This window comes from Micromonospora sp. NPDC005173 (genome assembly GCF_040608515.1).
Lineage (GTDB): Bacteria > Actinomycetota > Actinomycetes > Mycobacteriales > Micromonosporaceae > Micromonospora.
The window spans coordinates 25,743-49,596 of sequence record NZ_JBEXIK010000023.1 but is presented as its reverse complement, the minus strand read 5'-3'; the positions used below and the strand labels follow the sequence as shown (position 1 = coordinate 49,596).

Sequence of the window (23,854 nt, the reverse complement as noted above, 5' to 3'; positions counted from 1 at the left end):
TCAGCCGAGGATGTCGAGCGCCTGGGCGAGGTCAGCGCGCAGGTCCTCGGTGTCCTCCAGCCCGACCGAGAGGCGCAGCAGACCGCCGACGGGCTTCGCGTCGCCCTCGACCGGCCGGTGGGTGAGCGAGGCGGGGTGCTGGATCAGGGTGTCCACGCCGCCGAGGGACACCGCGTGGGTGATCAGCCGGCAGGCGCCGGCGACGGCGGCCGCGGCGGGTGCGCCGCCGCGTACCTCGAAGGCGAGCAGGCTGCCGGGGCCGGCCATCTGCCGGCCGACCAACGCCGCCGGGTCGTGCACCGACGGGTGGTACACGCGATGTACGGACGGGTGGTCGGTGAGCCAGCCGGCGAGCTTCTCGGCGTTGGCCTGCTGGGCGCGGACGCGCAGCGGCAGGGTCTGCAGCCCGCGGTGCAACAGGTAGCCACCGAGCGGGTGCAGGATCGCGCCGGTGACCGCGCGGACCTGGCGCAGCCGGGCGCCCCACTCCGCGTCGCAGGCGACGACGCCGGCGAGCACGTCGCCGTGCCCGCCGATGCTCTTGGTGGCGCTGTGCAGCACGAGGGCGGCACCGTGCCGGGCCGGCTGTTGCAGCACGGGGGTGGCGACCGTGTTGTCGACGAGCAGCGGGACGTCCCCGGCGGCGGTGGCGACGGCGGCGATGTCCACCAGGTCGAGGGTGGGGTTGGCGGGCGTCTCGACGATGACCAGCGCCGTGTCCGAACGGACGGCGGCGGCGACCTCGTCGGGGCGGGCCCAACTGACGGTGGTGCCGAGCAGCCCGGTGGCCAGCACGTGGTCGGTGCCGCCGTACAGCGGTCGGACGGCGACGACGTGCCGACGGCCGTCCCGGCCGGCGGCGAGCAGGGCGGCGGTGAGGGCGGCCATGCCGCTGGCGAAGGCGACGGCCTGCGCGGTGCCCTCCAGCTCGGCGAGGGCGGTCTCGAAGCGGGCCACGGTGGGGTTCCACAGCCGCTGGTAGACGGAGCCGCCCTCGGCTGGGCGAAGGCCGCCGGTGGCGAGCTGCTCGTAGGCGTTCCCGCCGTCCTCGACCGAGGGCAGCGGGTTGGTGGTGGACAGGTCGATCGGCGGTACGTGCACGCCGAGCGTCCGTAGGTCGTCGCGGCCGGCGTGCACGGCCCGGGTGTCCACCGTCGTCATGGCGGTAGCGTCGAACATCCGCCAACCAATGGGCAATAGCCTGGAACATAATTCTGTCCGGTGGGCTGGTTTTGCTGACAGATTCGGGCGAGGATGGCGGGATGCCCCCTGAGCCGAACGATGTGCGGTCCCACCCAACCCTGGACGAGGTGGACCGCGCGATCCTCACCGAGTTGGCCGCGGATGGCCGGCTACCGAACAACGCCCTCGCCGAGCGGGTGGGGGTGGCGCCGTCGACCTGCCTGACCCGCACCCGGGCGCTGCGCGACCGCGGCGCGATCCGCGGCTTCCACGCCGAGGTGGATCCGGCCGCGCTCGGTCTGCCGTTGCAGGCGCTGGTGTCGGTACGGCTGACCGCGCACGAGCGGGCGGCGGTCGACGCGTTCCGGGCCCGGTCGGTGCGGCTGCCCGGGGTGGTGTCGGTGTTCCACGTCGCCGGCGCGGAGGACTACGTGCTGCATGTGCGGGCCGCGTCCGGGGACGCGCTGCGCGACTTCGTGCTGGACCACCTCGCCGTCGATCCGGTGGTGCAGCACACCCAGACCAGCCTGATCTTCGAGCAGGCCCGCGGGATGGGCTGAGCAGCGGCAGGGGCGGTGAATAACCCGACGGATGCCGGCCAAGCGGAACAAAATCGGTCGCCGACGGGTTGGTTGACCCTGTGATCACCGTACCGTTGTCTGTTCTTGATCTTGCCCCGGTCGCCAAGGGCACCACCGCTGGCGCGGCACTGCGGGCCACCACCGAGCTGGCCCGCCGCACCGAGGAGCTGGGCTACCACCGGTTCTGGGTGGCCGAGCACCACAACATGCCGGCGATCGCCAGCTCCGCCCCCGCGGTGCTGCTCGCCCACCTGGCCGCGAACACCTCCACGATCCGGCTCGGGTCGGGCGGGGTGATGCTGCCCAACCACGCGCCGCTGGTGGTGGCCGAGCAGTTCGGCACCCTGGAGGCGCTGCACCCCGGCCGGATCGACCTCGGGATCGGGCGGGCGCCGGGCACCGACCAGGTGACCGCGCTGGCCCTGCGCCGCACCATGGAAGGGCTCTCGGCCGAGGGCTTCCCGCGCGAGCTGAACGACCTGATGAACTACTTCAGCGGAGAGCGGCCCGGGCAGATCATCGCCACCCCCGGGCACGGTGAGCAGCCGGCGGTCTGGCTGCTCGGCTCCAGTGGCTTCAGCGCCCAACTGGCCGGCCTGCTCGGCCTGCCGTTCTCCTTCGCGCACCACTTCAGCTCGGCGAACACGCTGCCGGCGCTCGCGCTCTATCGGCAGAACTTCCGGCCCTCCCAGTGGCTGGACAAGCCGTACGCGATGGTGGCGGTCAACGCCGTCTGCGCGGAGACCGACGAGCGGGCCGAGTGGCTGGCCGGGCCGAGCGCCCTGTCGTTCCTGAAGCTGCGCTCCGGCCGGCCGGAACCCCTCTCCACGCCCGAGGAGGCGGCGGCCTACCCGTACACCGAGATCGAGCGGGAGTTCGTGCTGCAGCGCCGCGATGGTCAGGCGATGGGCTCGCCGGAGACCGTCCGGCGACAGCTGACCGAGTTGCAGGAACGCACCGGTGCGGACGAGCTGATGCTGACCACGCTCGTCTACGACGTGCAGGACCGGGTGCGCTCGTACGAGCTGATCGCCGAGCAGGTGGCGGGCGGTCTACGCCGGGACGCGTGAAACACGATCTTCATGTCAGCGTCACCGCCCCGACCCGGACGGTGCCTAACGTTGGTGCCGGTGGTGGTACGGCATTTCCGGTCGGGACGGGTCGGGAATGCCGCGGTGTGGCGCACCGGGCCGGAGCTGAGCGGATTCCGCGGCTGCGGCCCGGTGCCTGCCACCCAAGGCGACCCCGCTCGGGGCCGCCAGGATCAGATCAGCGTAGGTAGATGTTCGGGGTGGGCGGGTTGGCCATTCCGTCGCCGATGAAGAACCCCGGGTGCGGCGGCTGGTTGTAGGCGGTGTTCTGCCAGGCGTTCGCCACCCGATACTGCGGGTCGTGCATCAGGGTGTGGATCCGGGTGCTGGTCGGGGTGGGCGTGCTGTAGATGCGCAACGCCCGGCTGTCGGTGGTCCGCCAGATCACCTCCTCGCGCCAGTCGCCCAGGATGTCTCCGGAGAGCGCCGGCGTGGACTTGGTGCCGTTGTTGGACGCCACGTCGCTGCCGGTGAGCAGCCGGGTCTCACCGCCGGTGCCGTACTTGTCGATCTTCGTGCCGTCGAGCAGCTCACGCACCGGGTCACCATCCCACCAGGCGAGGAAGTTGGCCGACGACGGCTTGCGGCCGACGTTCTGCCCCCTGGTGTTGGCCAGCCCGGTGACCGCGGACGACCACGACTCCGCGCCAGGGCTGCCCGCCCAGATGTCCGCCGAGACTCCCCGGCCGTTGTCACCCGAGGCCGGCGTGGACCAGAGGATCTGACCGGTACGCGCGTCGGCGAACCAGGAACTGGGCTTGCTGGCATCCTCGTCGACCTTGAACACCTCCAGGCCGGAGCGGCTCGGGTCGAGGTCGCCGACGTGCAGCGCGTCGCCGTGCCCGTTGCCCGTCGAGTAGAGCAGCCGACCGTTGTCGTCGATGGTGGCCGCGCCGTAGACGATCTCCTGGCGGCCGTCGACGTCGACGTCGGCGACGGAGAGTTGATGGTTGCCCTGACCGGCCGCGGCGCCGTTGCCGGAGGCGTTCGAGTCGAACGTCCAGCGCTTGCGCAGCGCGCCGTCGCGGAAGTCCCAGGCCGCGACCACCGCCCGGGTGTAGTAGCCCCGGGCCATGATCAGGGAGGGGCGCTGCCCGTCCAGGTACGCAGTGCCGGCCAGGAACCGGTCCACCCGGTTGCCGTACGAGTCACCCCAGGCCGACACGGTGCCGCGCGGCGGGTCGTAGTTGACGGTGGACAGCACGGCGCCGGTCTGCCCGTCGAACATGGTCAGGTACTCCGGGCCGGCCAGCACGTAGCCGCTGGAGTTGTGGTGGTCCGCCGAGGCGGACCCGATCACCTGGCCGGTGCCGGAGCGGGTGCCGTCGGCGGTCTTCATGGCCACCTCGGCGCGCCCGTCGCCGTCGTAGTCGTACACCTGGAACTGGGTGTAGTGGGCGCCGGCGCGGATGTTGCGGCCCAGGTCGACGCGCCACAACCGAGCCCCGGCAAGGGTGTACGCGTCCACGTAGACGATGCCCGTGTAGCCGGACTGGGAGTTGTCCTTGGCGTTCGACGGCTCCCACTTGAGCACGATCTCGTAGCTGCCGTCGCCGTCGAGGTCGCCCACCGAGGCGTCGCTGGCGCTGTAGGTGTAGCTCTCCCCGCTGGGGGTGCTGCCGCCCGGCGGAACCTGCAACGGCACGTCCAGGTAGCCGGCGCCGAACTGGAGGGCGGGCGCCGACGCGGCCTGCTCGGCGCCGCCCACCACGGCGCGGACGGTGTACGCCGAGCCGACCGCCGCGCCGCTGTCGAGGTACGTGGTGGCGCCGGCGATCGGGCTGGCGTTGACCCTGGCGGAGCCCCGGTAGAGGTTGAACGCGACGCCGGAGGTCTCGGTGCCGAGCAGCCGCCAGGAGACCAGGTTGCCGCTGCCGGAGCGGACGCTGATCAGCCCTCGGTCCAGGTCCTCCATCTGCAGCCCGCCCCCGGTGGGCGGCGGAGTGGTCGGGGGCGGAGTGGTCGGCGGCGGAGTGGTCGGCGGCGGGGTGGTCGGCGGCGGGGTGGTCGGACCGTCGGTGGGCGGCGCGCCGGTGCAGGTGGCGCCGTTGAGCGCGAAGCTGGCCGGGCCGGGGTTGCTGCTGGTCCACGAGCCGTTGAAACCGAACGCGGCGGTGCCGTTGGTGCCGATGGTGGCGTTGTAGTCGACGTTGCGCGCGGTGACCTGGGCGCCGGACTGGGTGACGGCGGCGTTCCACGCCTGGGTGACCTGCTGGCCGGCGGTGTACGACCAGGTGAGGGCCCAGCCGGTGACCGGGTCGCCGAGGTTGGTGACGGTGACGTTGGCGCCGAAGCCGCCCTGCCACTGGTTGGTGACCTGGTAGTCGACCCGGCAGCCGACGGCGGCGGCCGAGGCGACGACCGTGCCGAGGGTCGCGGCCACGACGACTGTCACCGTCGTGCCGGCGAGCAGGATCAAACGATGTCTGGACGGGTGCATGAACTGCCTCCGGGGATCCGGTGGGGTGACCGCTGTGGGTCCACCTGCCCTGCCCGGGAAAGCGCGGTGAACTGGTCCGCCGCGACGGCGGCGGGCGGCGACCTGATCGGGGATGAACGCCCTGGAACTCACGGACCCGACTCACCGCGCATCGTAAGGCAAGCGCTTGCCCGTTGCTGTACTGATGGCCCGGTGACGTCTTGCCCCGGCGGACGATGCCTGATCAACTCGTCCGGGTGAGCGCCCCACACATGGATCCTGACGAGTTCCGCCAGGCCGGCCACGCCGTGGTCGACTGGATCGCCGACTACTGGGCCACGCTGGAGCAGCGCCCGGTCACCCCGGCCGACCCGCCGGGCACCGTGGCGGCGGCCCTGCCGGTCGCGCCGCCCACCGCCGGCGAGCCGGTCGAAGCGGTCCTCGCCGACCTGGACGCGATCGTCGTACCGGGGCTGACCCACTGGCAGCACCCGGGCTTCTTCGGCTACTTCCCGGCCAACACCTCCGGCCCGAGCGTGCTCGGCGACCTGGTCAGCTCCGGGCTCGGTGTGCAGGGCATGCTCTGGGCCGCCAGCCCGGCCTGCACCGAGCTGGAGACCGTGATGATGGACTGGCTGGCCCAACTGCTGGACCTGCCGCCACGGTTCCGCTCGACCGGTACCGGTGGCGGGGTGATCCAGGACTCGGCCTCCTCGGCGACCCTGGTGGCCACCCTGGCCGCACTGCACCGGGCCAGCGGGGGCCGCTGGCGCGACACCGGCATCGACCGGCGCTACCGCGCGTACACCTCCACCCACGGGCACTCTTCCATCGAGAAGGCCGTACGGATCGCCGGGCTGGGCGCCGACGGGGTCCGCACGATCGAGGTGGACCCGGACACCCAGGCGCTCCGGCCGGCCGCACTGCGCGCCGCGATCGAGGCCGACCTGGCCACCGGGGACGTGCCCGCCATCGTGGTGGCCACCATCGGCACCACCTCCACCACCGCCGTCGACCCGCTGCCGGAGATCGGCGCGATCTGCGCCGAGTACGGGATCTGGCTGCACGTGGATGCCGCGTACGCGGGCGCCGCCGCCGTCTGCCCCGAGTTGCGCTGGTCGCACGCCGGTCTGGAGTACGCCGACTCGTACTGCTTCGACCCGCACAAGTGGCTGCTCACCGGCTTCGACTGCGACGCGTTCTGGGTGGCCGACCGCGCTGAGCTGGTCGAGGCGCTGACCGTGCTGCCGGAGTTCCTGCGCAATGCGGCCAGCGAGTCCGGCGCGGTGATCGACTACCGGGACTGGCAGGTCCCGCTGGGCCGCCGGTTCCGATCCCTGAAGCTGTGGTTCGTGCTGCGCTGGTACGGCGCCGAGGGGCTGCGGGCACACATCCGCTCCGGAGTGGCGCTGGCCGCCCGGTTCGCCGACCGGCTCCGGGCCGACGACCGGTTCGAGCTGGCGGCGGCGCACCCGTTCTCGCTGGTCTGCTTCCGGTTGCGCGCCGACGACGACGTCAACTCCGAACTGCTGGCCCGGATGAACCGCACCGGGCGGGTGCACCTGACGCACACCCGGGTGGCCGGCCGGTACACGCTGCGGCTGGCGGTCGGCTCGCCACAGACCGCCGAGCGGCACATCGACGAGGCCTGGACGCTGCTGACCTCCACCACCAACGACCTACTCCCCCACTGACCACCCTCCCGCCCCGCCCCTCCCGCGCCCCCCGCGCCCCGCCTCCCGGCTCCCGCGCGTCGATCATGGGGTTGTGGTGCCTCGTAAAGCGGGCAAGTGACGACATTCTGCCCACCACGACTCCATGATCGACGCGGCCATACCCGCCTCGCCGTGGAGCGCCTGGGCGATGTTGTCGCGAGGTTCAGCGCGTGGTGGGCGTACCCGTTGTGGCCAGGTCAGCCGGGACTGCGCTGGCGGGTGCTGGGGTGGGAGCGACGTCGGTGGCGCGGGCGCGGGCGCGGCGGGTGCGGCGCAGGGCGCGCACGGCGAACACCAGCGCGGCCAGCCAAGCGGCGGTGAGCAGGGCGTAGACCAGGGGCGGCACGGCGCCGCCCAGGTCGCCCGCGCGGATCAGGGTACGGGCGTTGGTCAGCACGATCACGCCACCGACCGCCGCGCCGAGCAGTTGGGCCGGCACGATGCGCACCAGCCAGGCGGCCAGCGGGGCGGCGATGAGCCCGCCGATGAGCAGCGCGGCCACGGTGGGCAGCAGGAATCCCTCGGTGCCCAGCCCGATCAGGAAGCCGATGCTGGCCGCGCCGGCCACCACGAACTCGGCGGTGTCCACCGAGCCGATCACCTTGCGCGGCTCCAGGCGGCCGGAGACCAGCAGCGCCGGGGTGGCCACCGGGCCCCAGCCCCCACCGCCGGTGGCGTCGACGAACCCGGCGACCAGGCCGAGGGGGCCGAGGAAGCGCCCGCGCAGCCGCCCGCCGACCCGGTCGGTACGCAGCGGTCGGGCGAAGCGGACCAGCAGGTACGCGCCGAGCGTGAAGAGGATGCCGGCCATCCACGGCGCGGCCGACTCGGTGGAGATCGAGCTGAGCAGGGTGGCGCCGGCGAACGCGCCGATCGCGCCGGGCAGCGCGATGCGGGTCACCACCCGCCAGTCGACGTTGCCGAACCGCCAGTGCGCCACCCCGGCGGCGAGCGTGGTGCCGATCTCGGCCAGGTGCACCGACGCGGAGGCGGCGGCCGGGGCGACCCCGACGACCAGCAGCAGGGTGGACGACGTCAGCCCGTACGCCATGCCGAGCGAGCCGTCGACCAACTGCGCGGCAAGCCCGACCAGAGCGAGGACCAGCAGCTTACGCACGAGCGCCCCCTGTCTTTTCGGCATCTCCTATCGACTTGGTCGACAATGCGGCACGGGGTGGCCGGGGTCAAGACCCTGATCGGTGGATGGGATGCCGGCGGTCAGCGTCGGAGCACGGCGGACCGGCCAGGACGGACGGGGTGGGTGACGCGGCCGGACGGCGGCCCGGCGGTCAGATCCAGGCGCGCGGGTCGGCGACCAGCTCGGTGACCCGTTCGGGCAGCGTGCCCGCGGCCACGTCGGCGACGCTGACCAACTCCAGGATCTCCCGCTCGCTGGCCCGCAACGCGATCCAGACCTCCTGAAGCGCGCGGGCCGGGCCGTGGTAGCCGAGCTGCTCCGGGCGCTGCCCGCGGACGTGCGCGAGCGGCCCGTCGATCACCCGGATCACGTCGGCCAGCGAGATCTCCTCAGCCGGGCGGGCCAGCCAGTAGCCGCCCTCCGGGCCGCGCTGGGCGTGCACGATGCCGCCCCGGCGAAGCTGGAGCAGGATGCTCTCCAGGAACTTCGGCGGGATTTCCTGGGCCCGGGCGATCTGGTCAGCCGTGACCGGCCGGCCCCGCCCGGGGCCACTGGCCGTCGCGGCGAGCTCGGCGGCCGCGCGGAGGGCGTAGTCAACCCGGGCGGAGAGGCGCATGCCGGCAAGGTTAGCCCGCTGCTCCGCCAACCGGGTGGGCGACCCTGGGCCGATCGGCCACGCATCGACGAAAACCCGGTCTGCTCGGACCCGTCGCCGGAGGCCTTCGGGAAATGGTGAAGTGCGTCATGAACCACCGTTAGGTGGGGCCCCGACAGCTGCTCCGGAGCGTCCTTATGCTGGGCGTGAAGTACGACTGTCTGACCGTTTGCGCGGGCCCCGGCAGCATATTGATAAACACCCGGGTGCAGCCCGGGGGGAAGGCAACACGATGACCGATATCGCGACACGCACCTGGGACGGCATGACCATCCCGGTGGCCGGCACCTATCAGCTCGATCAGGCGCACAAGCGGATCGGTTTCCTATCCCGGCACATGATGGTGAGCCCGGTGCGCGGCGAGTTCGCCAAGGCGACGGCGCAGATCTACGTGGCGGAGGATCCCCTGCTCTCCTCGGTGACCGCGACCATCGAGACGGCGAGCATCACCACCGGGAGCACTGACCGGGACACGCACCTGATGAGTGCCGATTTCCTTGACGTGGAACGCTTTCCCACCCTCGAATATCGAAGCACGGGCATCAACTGGAAGGGCAACGAAGACCCGATCTTCCAGTGGGCCCGGCTACGAAACCACCGACTCGGCGGAAGAGGCAGAAGTCACAATGTCCCGCCACAGTCCGAACCCGCTCCGGACCGATTCGTCCTCACCGGTGAGTTGACGGTGAAGGGGATCACCCGCGCGGTCGACCTTCAGGTGAATTTCGGTGGCGCCCGTCGCGATCCGTACGGACAGAACATTTTCGGATTCAGCGCGACAGCGGAAATCAACCGCGAGGACTACGGTCTGCTCTGGAACGTCCTGCTCGAAAGTGGCGGAGTTCTGGTGGGGAAGACCGTGCAGATCGAGATCGCCGGCGAGGCCATCCATCAGCCGTGATGGCTCGCCCAGACAGTCGTCCCCGCCAAGACGCACCCAGGTGCAGGTGCATGCCTGGCGGGGATGACCGACAGCCTCACGCGCCGACGCGGCGCAGCAGACCCTCCTGGACGGCGCTGGCGATCTGCGCGCCGTCGGTGGTGAACATCCGGCCGGTGGCCAGCCCGCGCGCTCCGGACGCCGACGGGCTCCAGCAGTCGTAGAGGAACCACTCGTCGGCGCGGAACGGCCGGTGGAACCAGAGCGCGTGGTCGAGGCTCGCGCCGACGACACCGCCCGGCCCCCACACCTCGCCGTGCATGGAGAGCACCGAGTCCAGCAGGGTGAGGTCGGAGGCGTAGGTGAGCGCGCAGGCGTGCAGCAGCGGGTCGTCCGGCAGCTTGCCGTCGATGCGCATCCACACCCTCTGGTGCGGGTCGGCGGGCCGGTCGCCCGGGCGGACCCAGCCGGGCTCACCGACGTAGCGCACGTCGATCGGACGCGGGATCTGACCCCAGATGCCCAGCCGCTCCGGGTAGCGGGCGAGCCGGTCGGACATCGTCGGCACGTCCTGCGGCGCGGGCACGTCCACCGGAGACGTGGCCTGGTGGTCCAGACCCTCCTCGGCCCGCTGGAAGGACGCCGACATGAAAAAGATCGGCTTGTCGTGCTGGAGCGCGACCGCGCGGCGGACCGAGAACGACCGACCGTCGCGGATGTTCTCCACCTGGTACTCGATCGGCTCGACCGGGTCGCCGGGGCGGACGAAGTAGCCGTGCAACGAGTGCACGAACCGCTCCGGGTCGACCGTACGGCCGGCGGCGACCAGGGCCTGGCCCGCGACCTGGCCGCCGTACACCCGCTGCGGGCCGACCGGGGGGCTCATCCCCCGGAAGGTCATCTCCCCGATCGGGTCGAGGTCCAGCACTTCCAGCAGCTGGTCCACCGCCGCCTGGCCGACCGCGACCGGGTTGTCGCTCACTGCAGCGCCCGCGCCGACGCCGCGTCGACCAGTGAGCCGAGCTGGTGTACGCGCAGCGTGTTGGTCGAGCCGGGAGTGCCGGGCGGGCTGCCCGCCACGATCACCACGTAGTCACCCGGGTTGGCCCGGTTGAGACCGAGCAGCGCCTGGTCGACCTGACGGAACATGTCATCAGTGTGCTGCACGAACGGCATCAGGAAGGTCTCCACGCCCCAGGTCAGGGCGAGCTGGTCGCGCACCTCGGGGACCGGGGTGAAGGCCAGCAGCGGCAGGTCGCAGTGCAGCCGGGACAACCGCCGGACGGTGTCACCGGTCTGCGAGAAGGCGACCAGTGCCTTGGCGTTGATGGCCCGGGCGATCGACGAGGCGGCCACGGTGAGCGCGCCACCGTGGGTACGCGGGTCGTGCTGCAACCGGGGCACCCCGATCGAGCCGGACTCGGTGGTCATCACGATCTTGGCCATGGTGCTGACGGTCAGCACGGGGTACTTGCCCACGCTGGTCTCGCCGGAGAGCATCACCGCGTCCGCGCCGTCGAGCACCGCGTTGGCCACGTCGGAGGCCTCTGCCCGGGTGGGGCGGGAATTCTCGATCATGGAGTCGAGCATCTGGGTGGCCACGATGACCGGCTTGGCGTTCTCCCGGCAGAGCTGCACGGCCCGCTTCTGCACCAGCGGAACCTCGTCCAGCGGCATCTCGACACCGAGGTCACCGCGGGCGACCATGACGCCGTCGAAGGCGAGCACGATGGGCTCGAGGTGCTCCACCGCCTCCGGCTTCTCGACCTTGGCCAGCACCGGCCGGAACACGCCCTCCTCGGCCATGATGCCGTGCACGAGCTTGATGTCCTCGGCCGAGCGGACGAAGGAGAGGGCGACCAGGTCGACGCCGAGCCCCAGGGCGAAGCGCAGGTCCTCGGCGTCCTTCTCCGACATGGCGGGCACGCTGACCGCCACGTTGGGCAGCGAGACGCCCTTGTTGTTGGAGACCGGGCCACCCTCGGTGACCAGGCAGCGGATGTCGTTGCCGGTGACGTCGGTGACCTCGACGGCGACCCGGCCGTCGTCGATCAGCAGCCGGTCACCGGGCTTCACCTCCTGCGGCAGCTTGCTGTACGTGCAGGAGACCCGATCCTTGGTGCCGATGATCTCGTCGCCGGTGATCACGACCGAGTCGCCGGTGCGCCACTCGTGCGGGCCGTCGGCGAACCGGCCGAGCCGGATCTTGGGACCCTGAAGATCGGCGAGGACGGCCACCGGCTTACCGGCCGCCTCGGACGCCTCCCGGACCAGTCGGTAGACCGCCTCGTGGTCAGCGTGGCTGCCGTGGCTGAAGTTGAGCCTCGCCACGTTCATGCCGGCCTCGACGAGGCCCCGGATGCGCTCCGGGGACGAGGTGGCGGGACCAAGAGTGCAGACGATCTTCGCGCGGCGTGTCACGCCCATCAGGTTAGTCTCTCCTTCAGGTCGGACCCGGGGCCGACCCCTTGCAGGCAGCGGAACGTGTGTCCAACAACGCGCGGTGCGCGTCGGGCCGGCGGGCAGAACCGCACCGGGAACGTTGTGGCGACGGGCATCGGCGACCGCGCGCCGGGAATCGTACGCCTCCGCTGGCACACACCCTCGGGGTGCTCCCGCCGGCGGCTCACCCGGAGTGCGCCGCGGGCGGCAGGGTGGGCACCGCGGTGAGCAGGTCACGCGGGTCGTAGCGCCGCTTGGCCCGGCGCAGTCGCGTCCAGTTCGCGCCGTAGGCCAGCCGGACCCGGTCGGTATCCTCCGGGGCGAGCAGGTTCGGGTAGCCCCCGGGCAGGGCGTGCGGGGCGAGGGCCGCCGAGGTGCGCTCGGCCCAGTCCCGGTGCGGCCCGGCCGCCCCGCCCGGCGGCCACACCGCGATGATCTCGGTCAGCAGGTGATCGGCGCGCAGGCCGAACGCCGTGTTGGCGAGCCGGACCCTGCTGGCCGCGCCGTGGAAGTGGTGCAGGGCCACCGCGGAGAAGGGCGAGCTGACCTTCCGGGCGGCGTCGACCAGCGCGTCCACGGCACCGTCGGCGAGCGTGGGCAGCCAGCGGGTCCGCAGCAGGTAGTGGTTGCCGTCGACCATCCCGCCGTCGAACATCCGCAGCGCGTCCGCGTACGGCAGTGGGCCGACCTGGTCGAGCAGTGGGACGCCCAGCGCCCGCAGCCGGTCCACCCAGGGCCGCCCGAGGTCCAGGTCCGGACCGCTGTAGAACGGGCAGACAAAGATCAACGGCTCGCCGGCCGGGCCGGGCAGGAAGCCCGCCATCACGGTGAGCTCGTCCGGGGCCTCGGCGAGCAGCGCCGAGTACCCGCGCAGCACGGCCGGCGCCTCGGCCAGCGCGAACATGATCATGCCGGCGAGGACGGCGGGCAGCCGATGTGCCTGGTAGCGCAGCGCGGTGACCACGCCGAAGTTGCCGCCGCCGCCACGCAGCGCCCAGAACAGCTCGGCGTCGTGCCGGGGGTCGGCGGCGACCCGACGGCCGTCGGCGAGAACCACCTCCGCGCCGATCAGGTTGTCCAGGGCCAGGCCGAACCGGCCGCAGAGCGGGCCGTACCCGCCGGCCAGGGTGAGCCCGGCCATGCCCACGTCGCGAACCACCCCGGTGGGCACCACCAGGTCGTACGGGCGGGTGGCGGTCAGCAGGTCGGCGGCGGTGGCGCCGCCGGCCACGGTCACCGTGGCCCCGTCCGGGTCGACCTGGACCGTGCGCAAACCGGTCAGGTCGAGCACCAGCCCGCCGTCACGCAGCGCCCGACCGGCCCAGTCGTGCCCGCCCGAGCGGACCGACACCGGCAGGTGGCACCGGGCGGCGATGCCGACCGCACCGGCCACCTCCTCGGCGTCCAGGCACCGGGCGACCAGCGCGGGCGCGCGGTCCACGGCGGCGTTCCAGAGGCGGGTGGCGGCGACGAATCCGGGATCTCCCGGCTCGTGGAGCCGGTCACCGAGCAGGGCGCGCAGCCGGGCGGTGGCCGAGGCGACATCGGGGTTGGCGACGGAGCTCATGGCGACTCCTCGACCGGGGCCGGCCGGTGGTGCCGGGTGCACCCCGACGGCGGTCCTCGGTGGGCGCGACCGTAGCACCGGCGGGCGGCCGACCACCGTCACCATCACGACAGCCGCCGATGGACCGACCGGTCAGCTCTGGGTCTTGACCAGCGGGAACTCCAACGAGCCGGCCGGGCAGAGAAAGGTCAGCACGTCGATGCGGTAGAGCCCGGCCTGCACCGCCGGGTCGGCCTCCAGCACGCTGCGCACGTCGTCGACACTGCCGGTGCGGGCCAGCCCGAAGCCGATCGGTGGCTCCGGGTTGCTGGTGGTCCCGTCGATCGAACCGGCGACCAGGATGATCCCGCGTCGCTGCAACGCCTGCATGTGCTGGGCGTGCTCGGCCTGCAACCGCTGCACGGTCTCGGAGGGCAGGGCCCGTCCGGCCGCGCCGGGATAGAGCACGATGCACTCGTACGTGTCGAGCGCGAAGTCGACCTGCGGCACTCCCGCCATGGGTGCTCCCTCCGCCGTCGGGCCGGGAACGCGCCGGCCCGGGCCGGCGTCGCCGGCACGCGCCCAGCGTCGCACGCCGGTGGCGGTCGCACCGGTCGCTCCGCTCAACTGGCCCCGGTCGGACCTCCCGCCGACCGCCGACACGGGTGCTCGGGCTCGCCGCACGCCCCGAACGACCAGTCGCTGGCGGCACTCCGACACGTCGGCCGACCCGGCTGCCGGTACCGGCTACGGTGGACGGTCCGGGCGCGGGCAGGGGGAGGTCGGGATGCGCGACGACGAGCCGGCGGCGGGCGTGCTGCCGTACGCCGAGGTCACCGACGAGGCGTACGCGGCGCAGACCGCGGCGAGTTTCACGGTGCGGGAGTTCGAGTTCGCGGTGCTGCTCAGCGGGCGGTGCCCGCGGTGCGACCACACGACCACCAGCACGGTGGTCGACGAGCTGTACCGGCGGGACACGCCGGCAGCGGCCCAGGACCCCGGCTACCGGACGGTGCTCTGCGAGTGCGAGACCGACCACCCCGCGCGCCCCACCGGGCTGCGCGGCTGCGGCGCGTACTGGACGTTGCGGCTGGAGGTCGAGGCGTGATCCGGCTCCGCCCGGGGCCGCCCGCGACCGTCGCCGACCTGCACCGGGCGCAGCAGTTGGCCGGGCTGCTGCGCGGCGAGCTGGAGCGGGTCCGCGCTGCTGCGGTGGCCTGGCGCAACGGGCTCGGCGGGCTGCTGGTGGCACTGTTCGGGTTCAGTTTGATCCGGGGCCGCACCGACGTCACCACGCTCGCGTCGGGGTGGGGCGCGCTGGTGGGCATCCTGCTGCTCGCCGCGCTGGTGGCGGGCGTGGGCGGGGCGCTGGCGCTGCTGCGCGCGGCGCACGGACGGCTGGCGGTGACCCCGGTGGCGACGCTGCCACCGGCCCCGCTCGGCGACCATCTGGAGGCGATGGCGGCGGTCCGGTCGCTGCGGACCGGGGTGCGGCTGGTGCTGCTCTGCACCGCGCTGCTGGTCGCCGCGGTCGGGGTGACCTGGTACGCGCCCGCCAGCCAGGCACCGCCCGCCGCCGTCTCTGCGGGCCAGAGGTAAGGACGGCTCCAAGAGAGGCTCTTCCTGACGTCTGAGCTGGTCAGGGGCCCAGGTGGGCGTAGCTCGCCCAGGTGTCGGGCCGGTCGGGCAGGGCGGCGCGGAGCCGGCGGACGGCCTCGTGCAGAGCCACCGCCGCCCGGTCCGGGGCGATCCCGCCGGGCACCGCCAGGCCGGCGTACAGGTCGGCGCAGAGTCGCACGGTCAGCGCGTCCGAGATGGACCAGAGCGCGCCGATGACGTGCCGGAACCCGGCGAGCTGGAACGCGGTGCCGAGGGTGAGCGCCTCGTCGGGCAGGGCCGCTCCGCCGCGCACCGTCTCGCACGCGGACAGGACGGCCAGCGCGGCCGGGTTGCCGGCGGGCCGCCACAGGTCCCGCACGTGCAGCGGGCCGCCGGCCAGCGCGAGGCGACCCCAGGACGGGGCGCCCAGATCCTGGGTGCCGTGACAGGACAGGTGGGCGATCGGCTGGCCGGGCAGCGCGGCGAGCACCGCCGCCGGGGTGGCCGCCGGGCCGAGCAGTGAGCGGACCCGCGGCAGGTGCCGGCGGACGATCTCCACCTCCTGGTCGACGCCGGGCAGGTCGGACAGGCCGGGGGTCTGCGGAATGCCGACGACCAGCGCCGAGTCGACCGGCTCGGGCCGGGCCGGGACGCCGCGCCGGGCGTGCGCCAGCGCCCGCAGCGACGCGGTGTACGACGAGACCACCCGGTCCAGCACCCCGTCACCACCGTCGAGGGGGCCGGCCGCGTGCAACGGCAGCAGGGTGAGCAGCCCGGTCGGGCACCACCACAGTCGTGGCCAGTCCGCCCCGGCCTCCGGTACGGGTCCGTCCGGGTCGGCGGCCGCCGAGCCGGACGGTGCCGAGGCGGGGGTGGCCGCGTCGAGCACCGGTGCGGCGACGACCCGCCACAGCCAGTCCAACGTCTGGCCGACCTCGGTCCGCGCCGCCGCCCGGCGGCGCTGCACCGCAGGCTCTGGGCCGTCCGGCGTCGCCGCTCCGGTGAGCACCGCGATCGCGGTCAGGAAACCGGCCGTCCGGGCGAGCAGGTCGGCCAGGGTCAGCCCGGGCAGCGGCACCACGGTGACCTGGCCGTCGGCGACCACCAGTGCGTCGCAGCGCCGGCTGGCGACGTTGACCAGCACCACCGGGCCACCGACAGCGGCCCGGGCCAGGGCGGCGAACGGCGGCGGGCGGAGGAAGTCGGCGAAGGCGGGTTGGTCGCGGATCACGGCGAGCAGGTCGCGGCGGCGCATGGCGAGGTCGTACCGCTGCTCCGGGGTCGGCCCAGCCCCGGCCGTCGACGCCGAACCCTCGGCGGACGCCACGCCACTCCCCCACCCGGCCGGCGACAGCACCCCACCCGGGGGCACCGCGTCGACCGACGACACCGGGCCGGCCGACACACGGCTGCTCGGACCGTCGATGCCGGCGGGCGGCAGCGCGGTGAAGCCGTCGAGGGCGGCCTGAAGGTCAACGAGGCGGGCCGCCAGCCGTGGGGCCCGTGTGCGCAGCGCGGCCAGGTCGGCGCTCGCGTCGTGTGCCCGGGTCAGCAGGACGCCGCGGCCGTACTCCAGCAGCTCGACGGCGCGTTCCGGGCGGTCGAGGTCGATGGCGACCGCCGCCGCGTCGCTGGCCAGCCCGGGGAACAGCCCGAGCAGGCGGGTTTGGTCGTCGGAGTCCATGCCGTGCCAGGCCACCAGGTCGATCAGCTCGATCGCGGTGGCGTACCCGTCGAGCGCGGCCGGCAGGTCGCCGGCCACCGCGGCGTGTTCCGCGTACCGGCTGGCGGCACTCGCCCGGAGCAGCGACGGCGCGGACTCCACCGCTGCGGCGGCGTGGAGCGCGGCGGTCGCCTCGGCCAGTACGGCCGAATCACCGACGGCAGCAGCGGCGACAGCAGAGTCGGCGACGGCGACGGCGGCGGGGCCGGTCACCGGGTCGTCGGCGGAGGACGCGACCGCCTCCAGGGCGGTGGCCAGGTTGCTCAGGCACATGGTGCGGGCGGGATGCTCGGCCGGCAGCTCCTCGACCGCTCCCCGGTAGGCCGCGAGCATGGCGGTGGCGTCCGCGTCGTCCCGGCCGGCCTGGTAGCGCAGCACCAGCGCGTTACCGAGGTTGGTGAGGACCCGGTACCGCTCCCCGTCGACCGATGGCGGGCGCTCGCTCAACTGCTGCAGCAGCCGGATCGCCTCGTCCAAGGCGGTCGGGTTGTCGTGCAGACGGTGTCGCAGCAGGTGGGCCAGGGCGAGGGTGGCGAGCGCCTGGACGTACTCGGCCGGCTCGGCCTCCCGCTCGGCCAGCTCCGCCGCCTCGCGGAGCGCGGTCACCGCGGCCTCGGAGTCTCGGGCGACGCCGGCCGCGACCTGGTCGGCGGGCTCGCCACCGGCGGGCAGCGCGCCGTCCAGGGCGAGCTCCACCCGGCGGTTCAACGCGGAGCCGTAGTTGGTCAACGCCGGCAGCCGGTCGGGGTGCCCGGGCGGCGCGATCTCGGTCACCTGCGCCAGCACCTGAATCGCCTCGGTCAGGGTGGCCAGGTCCTGGGTGGAGGCGAACAGGGCCTGCAACACCAGGCCCAGGTTCGAGCGGTACCGGGGCAGCAGGACGGCGTCCGGCGCGACGGCGGCGACCGCGGCCCGCAGCGCCACGGCGGCCGGCTCCAGCAACGCCGGTTCCCCCGCCAGGTCGGACAGCTCGCGCAGGGTGTTGCCCAGGTTGTTGAGCACCTGATGGTGCAGCGGGTCGGTACGGGGAACCAGCGACTCCGCCTCGGTGAGCGCCTCCCGGGCGGCCCGCAGCGCGGTCACCCCGCCCAGGTCGGCGTACCCCCGGCCCAGCGCGTAGCCGAGGTCGGCGAGGCGGCGGGCCCGCTGACCCGGTTCCCTGGCGACGGTGACCGCGTCGCGCAGCAGCCGCACCGCCTCGGTGATGTCCTCGGTCCGCCGCCGCTGCTCGTACCGGCTCACCAGCAGGCCGCCCACCGCACGCCGGATCTCGGCCGGATCCAACCCACCGTGTGGCGAGCCGGAACCGGCCGCCGCCCGATACGCCTCGATCGCCGCGTCGAGGTCGGCCGGGTCGGCGTCGGCCTGGTGCCGCTCGGCGAGCAGGGTGGCCAGGCCGGCCTGTGCGGTGCCGGCCAGCTCCGGTTCGAGCCCGCCGAACCCGGTCAGCGCCACCCGGTACGCCTCGATCCCGGCATCCCGGTCGGCCGGCGCCTGGTCACGCAGGAACCGTTCGGCGAGCGCCGTGCCGTGCAGCGCGGCGACCCGGGGATCGCCGCCGGCTCGGGCCGCGGCGAACGCGTCGACCGCCTCGTCGAGGTCGGCCGGTCGGCTCCGCAGCCGCCACCGGTCCCGCAGCCGCTGCCCGAGGTTGGCCCGCGCCATGGCACGCACCGACGGGCTGACGCCGGCGGCCCGGGCGGCGTCGCGCAGCAGCGTGATCGACTCGTCCAGGTCCGCCGGCACGCCGTCGACCTCGTACCGGTCGCCCAGCACGTTGCCGAGGTTGAACAGCCGGGTCGGACGTTCCGGGTCACCGGCCGGGGTGGACTCCAGGCTCTCCCGGTGCGCCTCGATGGCGGGCGGCAGGGCACTCCGCCGGCCGAGGTGCCGGAACTGGTCGCGGTGCACCTTGCCGAGGGCGGACAGGTAGTGCAGCCGCTCCGGCTCGCCCGCTGGTGTGCCGTCCACCGCTCGTTGCAGCAGCGCCGCCGCCCGGTCGGCAACCCGGTAGTCGCGGTTGGTCTCCGCGCCGCCCATCAGCATGACGGCCTCGAGGAACAGCGCGCCGGCCTCGCCGGAGGCCGACCCGGCCGTACGCCCGCTGCGACCGGGACCGGCGCCCCGGTCCGAACGGGTCGGCGCGGACGCCGGACGGCCGGGGACGCGTGGGCCGGGGACCCGGCCGGTGTCCGACGACGGTCGGTGCGCCTGCAGCAGCGCCAGCAGCGACGGGGGTACCAGCTGCGGGGCGATGCGCAGCAGGATCTCGGTGAGCGTGACCGCCCGGCCGAGATCGTCGGCGTCCTCACCGGGCGGCAGCAGTTGGTAGCGGTACCAGTGCAGACAGGCGAGAAGGAAGAGGCCCTCGAGGACCGACTCCGACATCGACCCGTCGGGGGGCGTGGAGGTCACCAGCTCCTTGACCGCCTCGGCGTCGCGCATCGCCCCGGAGTCGAGCACCGCGCGAGCGTCCCTGGTCGTGCCGAAGCGGTCCAGCCGCGCCCGCAGCCGATCCACCGGGTCCGACCTGAACCGTCGCCACATCGTGCCTCCCCCGACCGGCCACACCGACTGGGATCAGGCGTAGCAGACCGGACACGGTGGGCGCTAGCGGTAAGGCGACGCGGATCCGGTCGTGCCGTGTCGCCGCACACAGTCGGCCGACACCCGGTATGACGATCGGATTCCGGGGGATGATCACCTGGTGGTGGAGGTTTCCATCCCGCCACGACGACAACGATTGGGGATCCGCGTATGGCGACCGACATCAGCAAGCAGCCCGCGAAGGCTTCCGGCACGTACCGGATCGGGGGCGACGTCACCGTCAACCGGCTCGGCTACGGGGCCATGCAGATCACCGGGCCGGGCGTCTGGGGAGACCCGAAGGACCCGGCCGAGGCGCTCCGGGTGCTGCGCCGGGCGGTGGAGCTGGGCGTGACCTTCATCGACACCGCCGACTCGTACGGCCCGTTCGTCTCCGAGCTGCTGATCCGCGAGGCCCTGCACCCGTACGCCGATGATCTGGTCATCGCGACCAAGGGTGGGTTCACCCGGGCCGGGCCGGGCGACTGGCGCGTGGTGGGCCGCCCGGAGTACCTGCGCCAGCAGTGCGAGCTGAGCCTGCGTCACCTCGGCCTGGACACCATCCCGCTCTACCAGCTGCACCGGATCGACCCGCAGGTGCCACTCGCCGACCAACTGGGCGAGCTGGCGCTGTTGCAGCAGGAGGGCAAGATCCAGCACATCGGACTGTCCGAGGTGAGCGTCGCGCAGATCGAGGAGTCCCGCGCGATCACCACCATCGCCTCGGTGCAGAACCTGTACAACCTCGCGAACCGCAGCGCCGAGGACGTGCTGGAGTACTGCGAGCGCAACGACATCGCCTTCATCCCGTGGTTCCCGATCGCCACCGGTGAGCTGGCCCGCCCGGGCGGCCCGCTGGACGCGATCTCCTCCGCGCACGGCGCGACGCCCGCGCAGCTCGCGCTGGCCTGGCTGCTGCGCCGGTCGCCGGTGATGCTGCCGATCCCCGGTACGTCCTCGGTGGCGCACCTGGAGGAGAACGTGGCCGCGGGCGACGTGCGGCTCACCGATGACGAGTTCGAGGCGCTGGCCAAGGCGAGCTGAAAACCCGACCGACGCCGGTGGCGCGCGGCGCGCGGGTGGTCCCGGCCGGGGCCACCCGCGCGGACCGGTCAGAGCGCGAGGCAGTTGGGTCGCACCGGGCCGTCGGCCAGGGCGCCGCGCACGATGGTGTACGAGGTGCCGTCGAGCACCAACCCGAGGTGCCCGACCACCCGCACCGGGCAGTACGCCTGGATCAGCACGTTGGTCGCGCCGTCGTTGACGGCGGCGTTCCCGGTCGGCCGGACCAGCTCGTCCTGCAGCGTGCGAATGGTGGTGTAGCGCACCGCGCCCGGGGTGTCGTCGCCGGCGTTGAGGTCGGCGAGGAAGGCCGAGCCGATGGTCATCTGCTGGCAGGCCACGACGCCGGCGCAGCTGCCGAGACCCAGGAACGCCAGGATGTTCGCCACGTAGGTGCCGTACTGCGGCGAGCCCAGGCTGACGTACCGGCCGACGTTGGCGGTGCCGCCGAGCCGCTTGAGGTAGTAGCGGGCGACCAAGCCACCCTCGGAGTGACCCACGACGTCCACGGTGGCCGCGCCGGTGCTGGCGCGCACCTGGCCGACGTAGGTGGCGAACGCCCGGGCGGAGGTGGGGATGTCGCCGAAGCCCAGCCCGGGGAGTTGGTAGATGAAGGTCCGGTAGCCGTCCGCGCGCAGTCGGGCGGCGATCGGCTCGTACGCGACGGCGACGCCGGTGAGCCCGCCGACCACGATGACGGGGTTGGCCGCCGCGGCGGCGGCAACCGGGGCGGCCGCGGGTGCGGCGGGTTCAGCGGGGGCGGCGGTGGCCGTGGCGGTGGTGGCGAGCAGGGCGGCGGTGGCGAGGGCCAGGACGAGGGCGGTCTTTCGGAGCAGCATGGCTGCACCTCCGGGGGGAGGCACCCGGCGAGCCGGGCAGGTGGGTGGGGGTGTCCGGTCGACCGTGCGACGATGATGCGCGCAACAATTTGGAAACGTCAATGACTTGTTACGCGCCGGTAACCCGTTGTTCCGGCGGGGGCGCAAACCGGCAAATCGGCGGACTCCACATCGGACCCCGGCCGGCCGCGCGTACCCCGGCTCGGAACGGCGGATGGCATGCTGTGGCCGTGGCCGCCGACGAACCCACCGAGCGCCAGTTGCGGGTGATGCCGTGGTGGCTGGTCCTGGTCGGCCTGCTCCTCGCTGCCGCCCTGGGCTGGCTGGTGCTGGACCTGCTGCTCACCGAGGCTGACCGGGCCACCCAGCCGGACACCCGCGCCACGCTGCGCATCGACGCGATCCGCACCGGCCTGACCGTGGTCGCCGGCACCGGTGGCGGGCTGGCGCTCCTGCTGGCCGCCCGCCGGCAGTGGATCACCGAACGCGCCCAGCGGCACCAGGAGAGCGTCGCCGCCCGGGACCAGACCCACCGGGACCGGGTGCAGACGCACGCCGAGTCGGCGGCCGAGGTCGCGCAGCGGCACCAGGACCGGCAGTCCGGAGCGGCCGAGCACGACGCCGCCGAGCGCCGGCTGACCGAGCTCTACACCCGCGCTGTCGAGCTGCTCGGCAACGACAGCGCCGCGGTACGCCTCGGCGGGCTGCACGCGCTGGAACGCCTCGGCCAGGACAATCCGGCGCAGCGGCCGACGATCGCGGCGGTGCTCTGCGCGTACCTGCGCATGCCGGCGCCGGACGACGAGCCGCGCGAGACGGAGGTCCGACGCACCGCGCAGCGGGTGCTCACCCGGCACCTCCGCGCGGACGGCCCGGCCAACTGGCCGGAGATCACGCTTGATCTGACCGGGGCCCGACTGGTCGACTTCGACGCCGCCGGCTGCACGCTGGTCGACGCGGACTTCACCGGGGCGGTGTTCACCGGTGTCACCAGCTTCGCCGGCGCGACCGCCCGGGGGCGGCTCCGCCTCGGGGCGGTCTTCGGCGACGTCACCTTCGACGACCTCACCGCCGAGGCGGAGGTGGTCCTGGACGACGCCCGCTTCGACGGTCAAGCCAGCTTCGACCAGGCCGTTTTCACCGCCGGCCTGTCCTGTCGGCGGTGCCGCTTCGCCGGCCCGACGTCATTTCACCGGGCGACCTTCCACCAGCCGACCAGCTTCGACGCGACCCGCTTCGGCGACGGGAGCAGGTTCCGGCAGGCCACATTCCTCGGCGGCCTGTCCATGGAGCACACCGAGTTCGCCGGGTACGCCGGGTTCCGCTCGGTCCGTTTCGCGGACATGGCGCTCTTCCGGTGGACCGTGTTCGCGGCCGACGCGTGCTTCGAGCAGGCGCGTTTCGAGGGGGCGGCGAACTTCGGCCGGGCCCGGTTCCACGGCGCGGGCAGGTTCGACGGCGCTCAGTTCGGCCAGCCGCCACAGGTCGACCAGGCCCGGGCGGCGGCCGGTGGCGGGCACGCCTGGCCCGCCGGGACGACGGTCGAACGGCTCGACGACGAGTGGCTACTGCTCGTCGACCGCTGACGCCGGCACGATGGCGCACCGAGCGCCGCCGGTCAGCTCGACACGTCGCCGGTCGGGCCGCCAGCGCGGCGGATGAGTCAGTGGGCGGCGGGCGCGGGCCGCAGGCCGTCGAGGGCCACGCCAAGCACCCGGTCGCGCTGCTCGGTCGACGGGAACTGGGCCATGGTGAGGCCGCTGATCAGCCGCACCACGTCGTCGAAGCCGACGTCCTCGCGGACCGTCCCGGCCGCCTGGGCACGGTGCATCATCGGCTCGCCGGCGGCGTAGATCTCCGTCCGACAGCTACGGAAGACCTCGGAGTCGCGCAGCAGCTCCTCGGCGAGCGCCCGCTTGGTGGCCACGTACGCGACGAACCGGTGCAGCCAGGCCACGAGGGCGTCCCACGGGGGCAGTTCGGCCAGGTCCTCGGCGGACCGGCAGAGTGTCCGGACCTCCTCGACGTAGACGGCCTCGAACATCTCCTGGCGGTTGGCGAAGTTCCGGTAGAGGGTGCCGATGCCGACGCCGGCTCGGCGGGCCACGTCCTCCAGCGATGCGGACGCGCCGTTTTCGGCGAACGCCTCGCGGGCAGCGGCCACCAGCGCGTCGTAGTTGCGCCGCGCGTCAGCCCGCTTGGGCCGCCGGGCGAAGACCTCGGGCACCTGCCCCGCGCTGGTCATGACGTGCGTCACCTCACCTTGGTTGCATCCGGAGGGAACCCTCCGCTAGCTTAGTGGAGGCACCCCTCCGGAATCCCGGAGGCATACCTCCGGTTAGCTTACCTCGGGACCGCCCGATCCGCCTGGCCACCCGATCGCCCGGACCCGACAG

General features: G+C 73.3%; 19 protein-coding genes. 8 read left to right on the top strand and 11 right to left on the bottom strand.

Going from position 1 to position 23,854, the window contains the following annotated elements:
- Positions 1 to 1,179: a PLP-dependent transferase gene (locus ABZV00_RS23530; RefSeq protein ID WP_355609705.1), complete on the bottom strand. Its 1,179-nt coding sequence runs from the start codon at positions 1,177 to 1,179 to the stop codon at positions 1 to 3.
- 83 nt (positions 1,180 to 1,262) lie between these two features.
- Between ABZV00_RS23530 and ABZV00_RS23525 the strand changes: the two genes are divergently transcribed.
- On the top strand, positions 1,263 to 1,742 hold the full coding sequence (locus ABZV00_RS23525; protein ID WP_328418802.1) for an Lrp/AsnC family transcriptional regulator: 480 nt from the start codon (positions 1,263 to 1,265) through the stop codon (positions 1,740 to 1,742).
- A 68-nt stretch (positions 1,743 to 1,810) separates the two neighbouring features.
- Positions 1,811 to 2,833, top strand: a complete 1,023-nt coding sequence (locus ABZV00_RS23520; protein ID WP_355609703.1) for an LLM class flavin-dependent oxidoreductase — start codon at positions 1,811 to 1,813, stop codon at positions 2,831 to 2,833.
- Positions 2,834 to 3,032: 199 nt separating this feature from the next.
- On the opposite strand, the gene ABZV00_RS23515 is transcribed toward ABZV00_RS23520, so the two are convergent.
- Positions 3,033 to 5,294: a cellulose binding domain-containing protein gene (locus ABZV00_RS23515; RefSeq protein ID WP_355609701.1), complete on the bottom strand. Its 2,262-nt coding sequence runs from the start codon at positions 5,292 to 5,294 to the stop codon at positions 3,033 to 3,035.
- A gap of 236 nt (positions 5,295 to 5,530) precedes the next feature.
- On the opposite strand from ABZV00_RS23515, the gene ABZV00_RS23510 reads away from it, so the two are divergent.
- On the top strand, positions 5,531 to 6,967 hold the full coding sequence (locus tag ABZV00_RS23510) for a pyridoxal-dependent decarboxylase (RefSeq protein ID WP_355609699.1): 1,437 nt from the start codon (positions 5,531 to 5,533) through the stop codon (positions 6,965 to 6,967).
- Positions 6,968 to 7,151: 184 nt separating this feature from the next.
- On the opposite strand, the gene ABZV00_RS23505 is transcribed toward ABZV00_RS23510, so the two are convergent.
- Both ABZV00_RS23505 and ABZV00_RS23500 read right to left on the bottom strand, forming a co-directional pair.
- Positions 7,152 to 8,105, bottom strand: coding sequence for a sulfite exporter TauE/SafE family protein (locus tag ABZV00_RS23505; RefSeq protein WP_355609697.1), 954 nt, complete (start codon positions 8,103 to 8,105; stop codon positions 7,152 to 7,154).
- A 172-nt stretch (positions 8,106 to 8,277) separates the two neighbouring features.
- Positions 8,278 to 8,742, bottom strand: coding sequence for an Rrf2 family transcriptional regulator (locus tag ABZV00_RS23500; RefSeq protein ID WP_355609695.1), 465 nt, complete (start codon positions 8,740 to 8,742; stop codon positions 8,278 to 8,280).
- A 271-nt stretch (positions 8,743 to 9,013) separates the two neighbouring features.
- Between ABZV00_RS23500 and ABZV00_RS23495 the strand changes: the two genes are divergently transcribed.
- The gene (locus tag ABZV00_RS23495) at positions 9,014 to 9,682 is read left to right on the top strand and encodes a YceI family protein (protein ID WP_355609693.1); all 669 of its coding nucleotides are present in this window, start codon (positions 9,014 to 9,016) and stop codon (positions 9,680 to 9,682) included.
- Between the two features lie 76 nt (positions 9,683 to 9,758).
- Here ABZV00_RS23495 and ABZV00_RS23490 read toward each other — a convergent pair whose 3' ends face one another.
- The 4 genes from ABZV00_RS23490 to ABZV00_RS23475 all read right to left on the bottom strand — a co-directional run bounded on the left by ABZV00_RS23490 (position 9,759) and on the right by ABZV00_RS23475 (position 14,168).
- Positions 9,759 to 10,643: an acyl-CoA thioesterase II gene (locus ABZV00_RS23490; protein ID WP_355609691.1), complete on the bottom strand. Its 885-nt coding sequence runs from the start codon at positions 10,641 to 10,643 to the stop codon at positions 9,759 to 9,761.
- A complete protein-coding gene (gene pyk, locus ABZV00_RS23485) occupies positions 10,640 to 12,088 on the bottom strand; it encodes a pyruvate kinase (protein ID WP_355609690.1) in 1,449 nt (482 codons plus the stop codon). Before pyk ends, ABZV00_RS23490 begins: the two co-directional genes overlap by 4 nt.
- A 199-nt stretch (positions 12,089 to 12,287) precedes the next feature.
- Positions 12,288 to 13,670: an FAD-binding oxidoreductase gene (locus ABZV00_RS23480; protein ID WP_355609688.1), complete on the bottom strand. Its 1,383-nt coding sequence runs from the start codon at positions 13,668 to 13,670 to the stop codon at positions 12,288 to 12,290.
- Positions 13,671 to 13,802: 132 nt separating this feature from the next.
- Entirely contained in the window at positions 13,803 to 14,168 is a 366-nt protein-coding gene (locus ABZV00_RS23475; protein ID WP_355609686.1) for a YciI family protein, read from the bottom strand.
- A gap of 268 nt (positions 14,169 to 14,436) precedes the next feature.
- On the opposite strand from ABZV00_RS23475, the gene ABZV00_RS23470 reads away from it, so the two are divergent.
- Both ABZV00_RS23470 and ABZV00_RS23465 read left to right on the top strand, forming a co-directional pair.
- Positions 14,437 to 14,757: a hypothetical protein gene (locus ABZV00_RS23470; protein ID WP_328418812.1), complete on the top strand. Its 321-nt coding sequence runs from the start codon at positions 14,437 to 14,439 to the stop codon at positions 14,755 to 14,757.
- Complete coding sequence (locus tag ABZV00_RS23465; RefSeq protein ID WP_355609684.1) at positions 14,754 to 15,248, top strand: hypothetical protein; 495 nt, start codon at positions 14,754 to 14,756, stop codon at positions 15,246 to 15,248. Before ABZV00_RS23470 ends, ABZV00_RS23465 begins: the two co-directional genes overlap by 4 nt.
- 40 nt (positions 15,249 to 15,288) lie before the next feature.
- On the opposite strand, the gene ABZV00_RS23460 is transcribed toward ABZV00_RS23465, so the two are convergent.
- Positions 15,289 to 19,518 carry a CHAT domain-containing protein gene (locus ABZV00_RS23460; protein WP_355609683.1) on the bottom strand — a complete coding sequence of 1,410 codons (4,230 nt, stop codon included), beginning with the start codon at positions 19,516 to 19,518 and terminating at the stop codon, positions 15,289 to 15,291.
- Positions 19,519 to 19,728: 210 nt separating this feature from the next.
- Here ABZV00_RS23460 and ABZV00_RS23455 point away from each other — a divergent pair, with 210 nt between their 5' ends.
- Positions 19,729 to 20,601 (top strand): aldo/keto reductase, encoded by an 873-nt coding sequence (locus ABZV00_RS23455; protein ID WP_328418815.1) that lies wholly within the window; start codon positions 19,729 to 19,731, stop codon positions 20,599 to 20,601.
- A gap of 68 nt (positions 20,602 to 20,669) precedes the next feature.
- Here the strand turns inward: ABZV00_RS23455 and ABZV00_RS23450 are convergent, their stop codons facing one another.
- Complete coding sequence (locus ABZV00_RS23450) at positions 20,670 to 21,458, bottom strand: alpha/beta fold hydrolase (RefSeq protein WP_355609680.1); 789 nt, start codon at positions 21,456 to 21,458, stop codon at positions 20,670 to 20,672.
- A gap of 230 nt (positions 21,459 to 21,688) precedes the next feature.
- On the opposite strand from ABZV00_RS23450, the gene ABZV00_RS23445 reads away from it, so the two are divergent.
- A complete protein-coding gene (locus ABZV00_RS23445) occupies positions 21,689 to 23,044 on the top strand; it encodes a pentapeptide repeat-containing protein (protein ID WP_355609678.1) in 1,356 nt (451 codons plus the stop codon).
- A gap of 77 nt (positions 23,045 to 23,121) precedes the next feature.
- Here the strand turns inward: ABZV00_RS23445 and ABZV00_RS23440 are convergent, their stop codons facing one another.
- The gene (locus ABZV00_RS23440; RefSeq protein ID WP_355609768.1) at positions 23,122 to 23,703 is read right to left on the bottom strand and encodes a helix-turn-helix domain-containing protein; all 582 of its coding nucleotides are present in this window, start codon (positions 23,701 to 23,703) and stop codon (positions 23,122 to 23,124) included.
- Positions 23,704 to 23,854 lie beyond the last annotated feature (151 nt).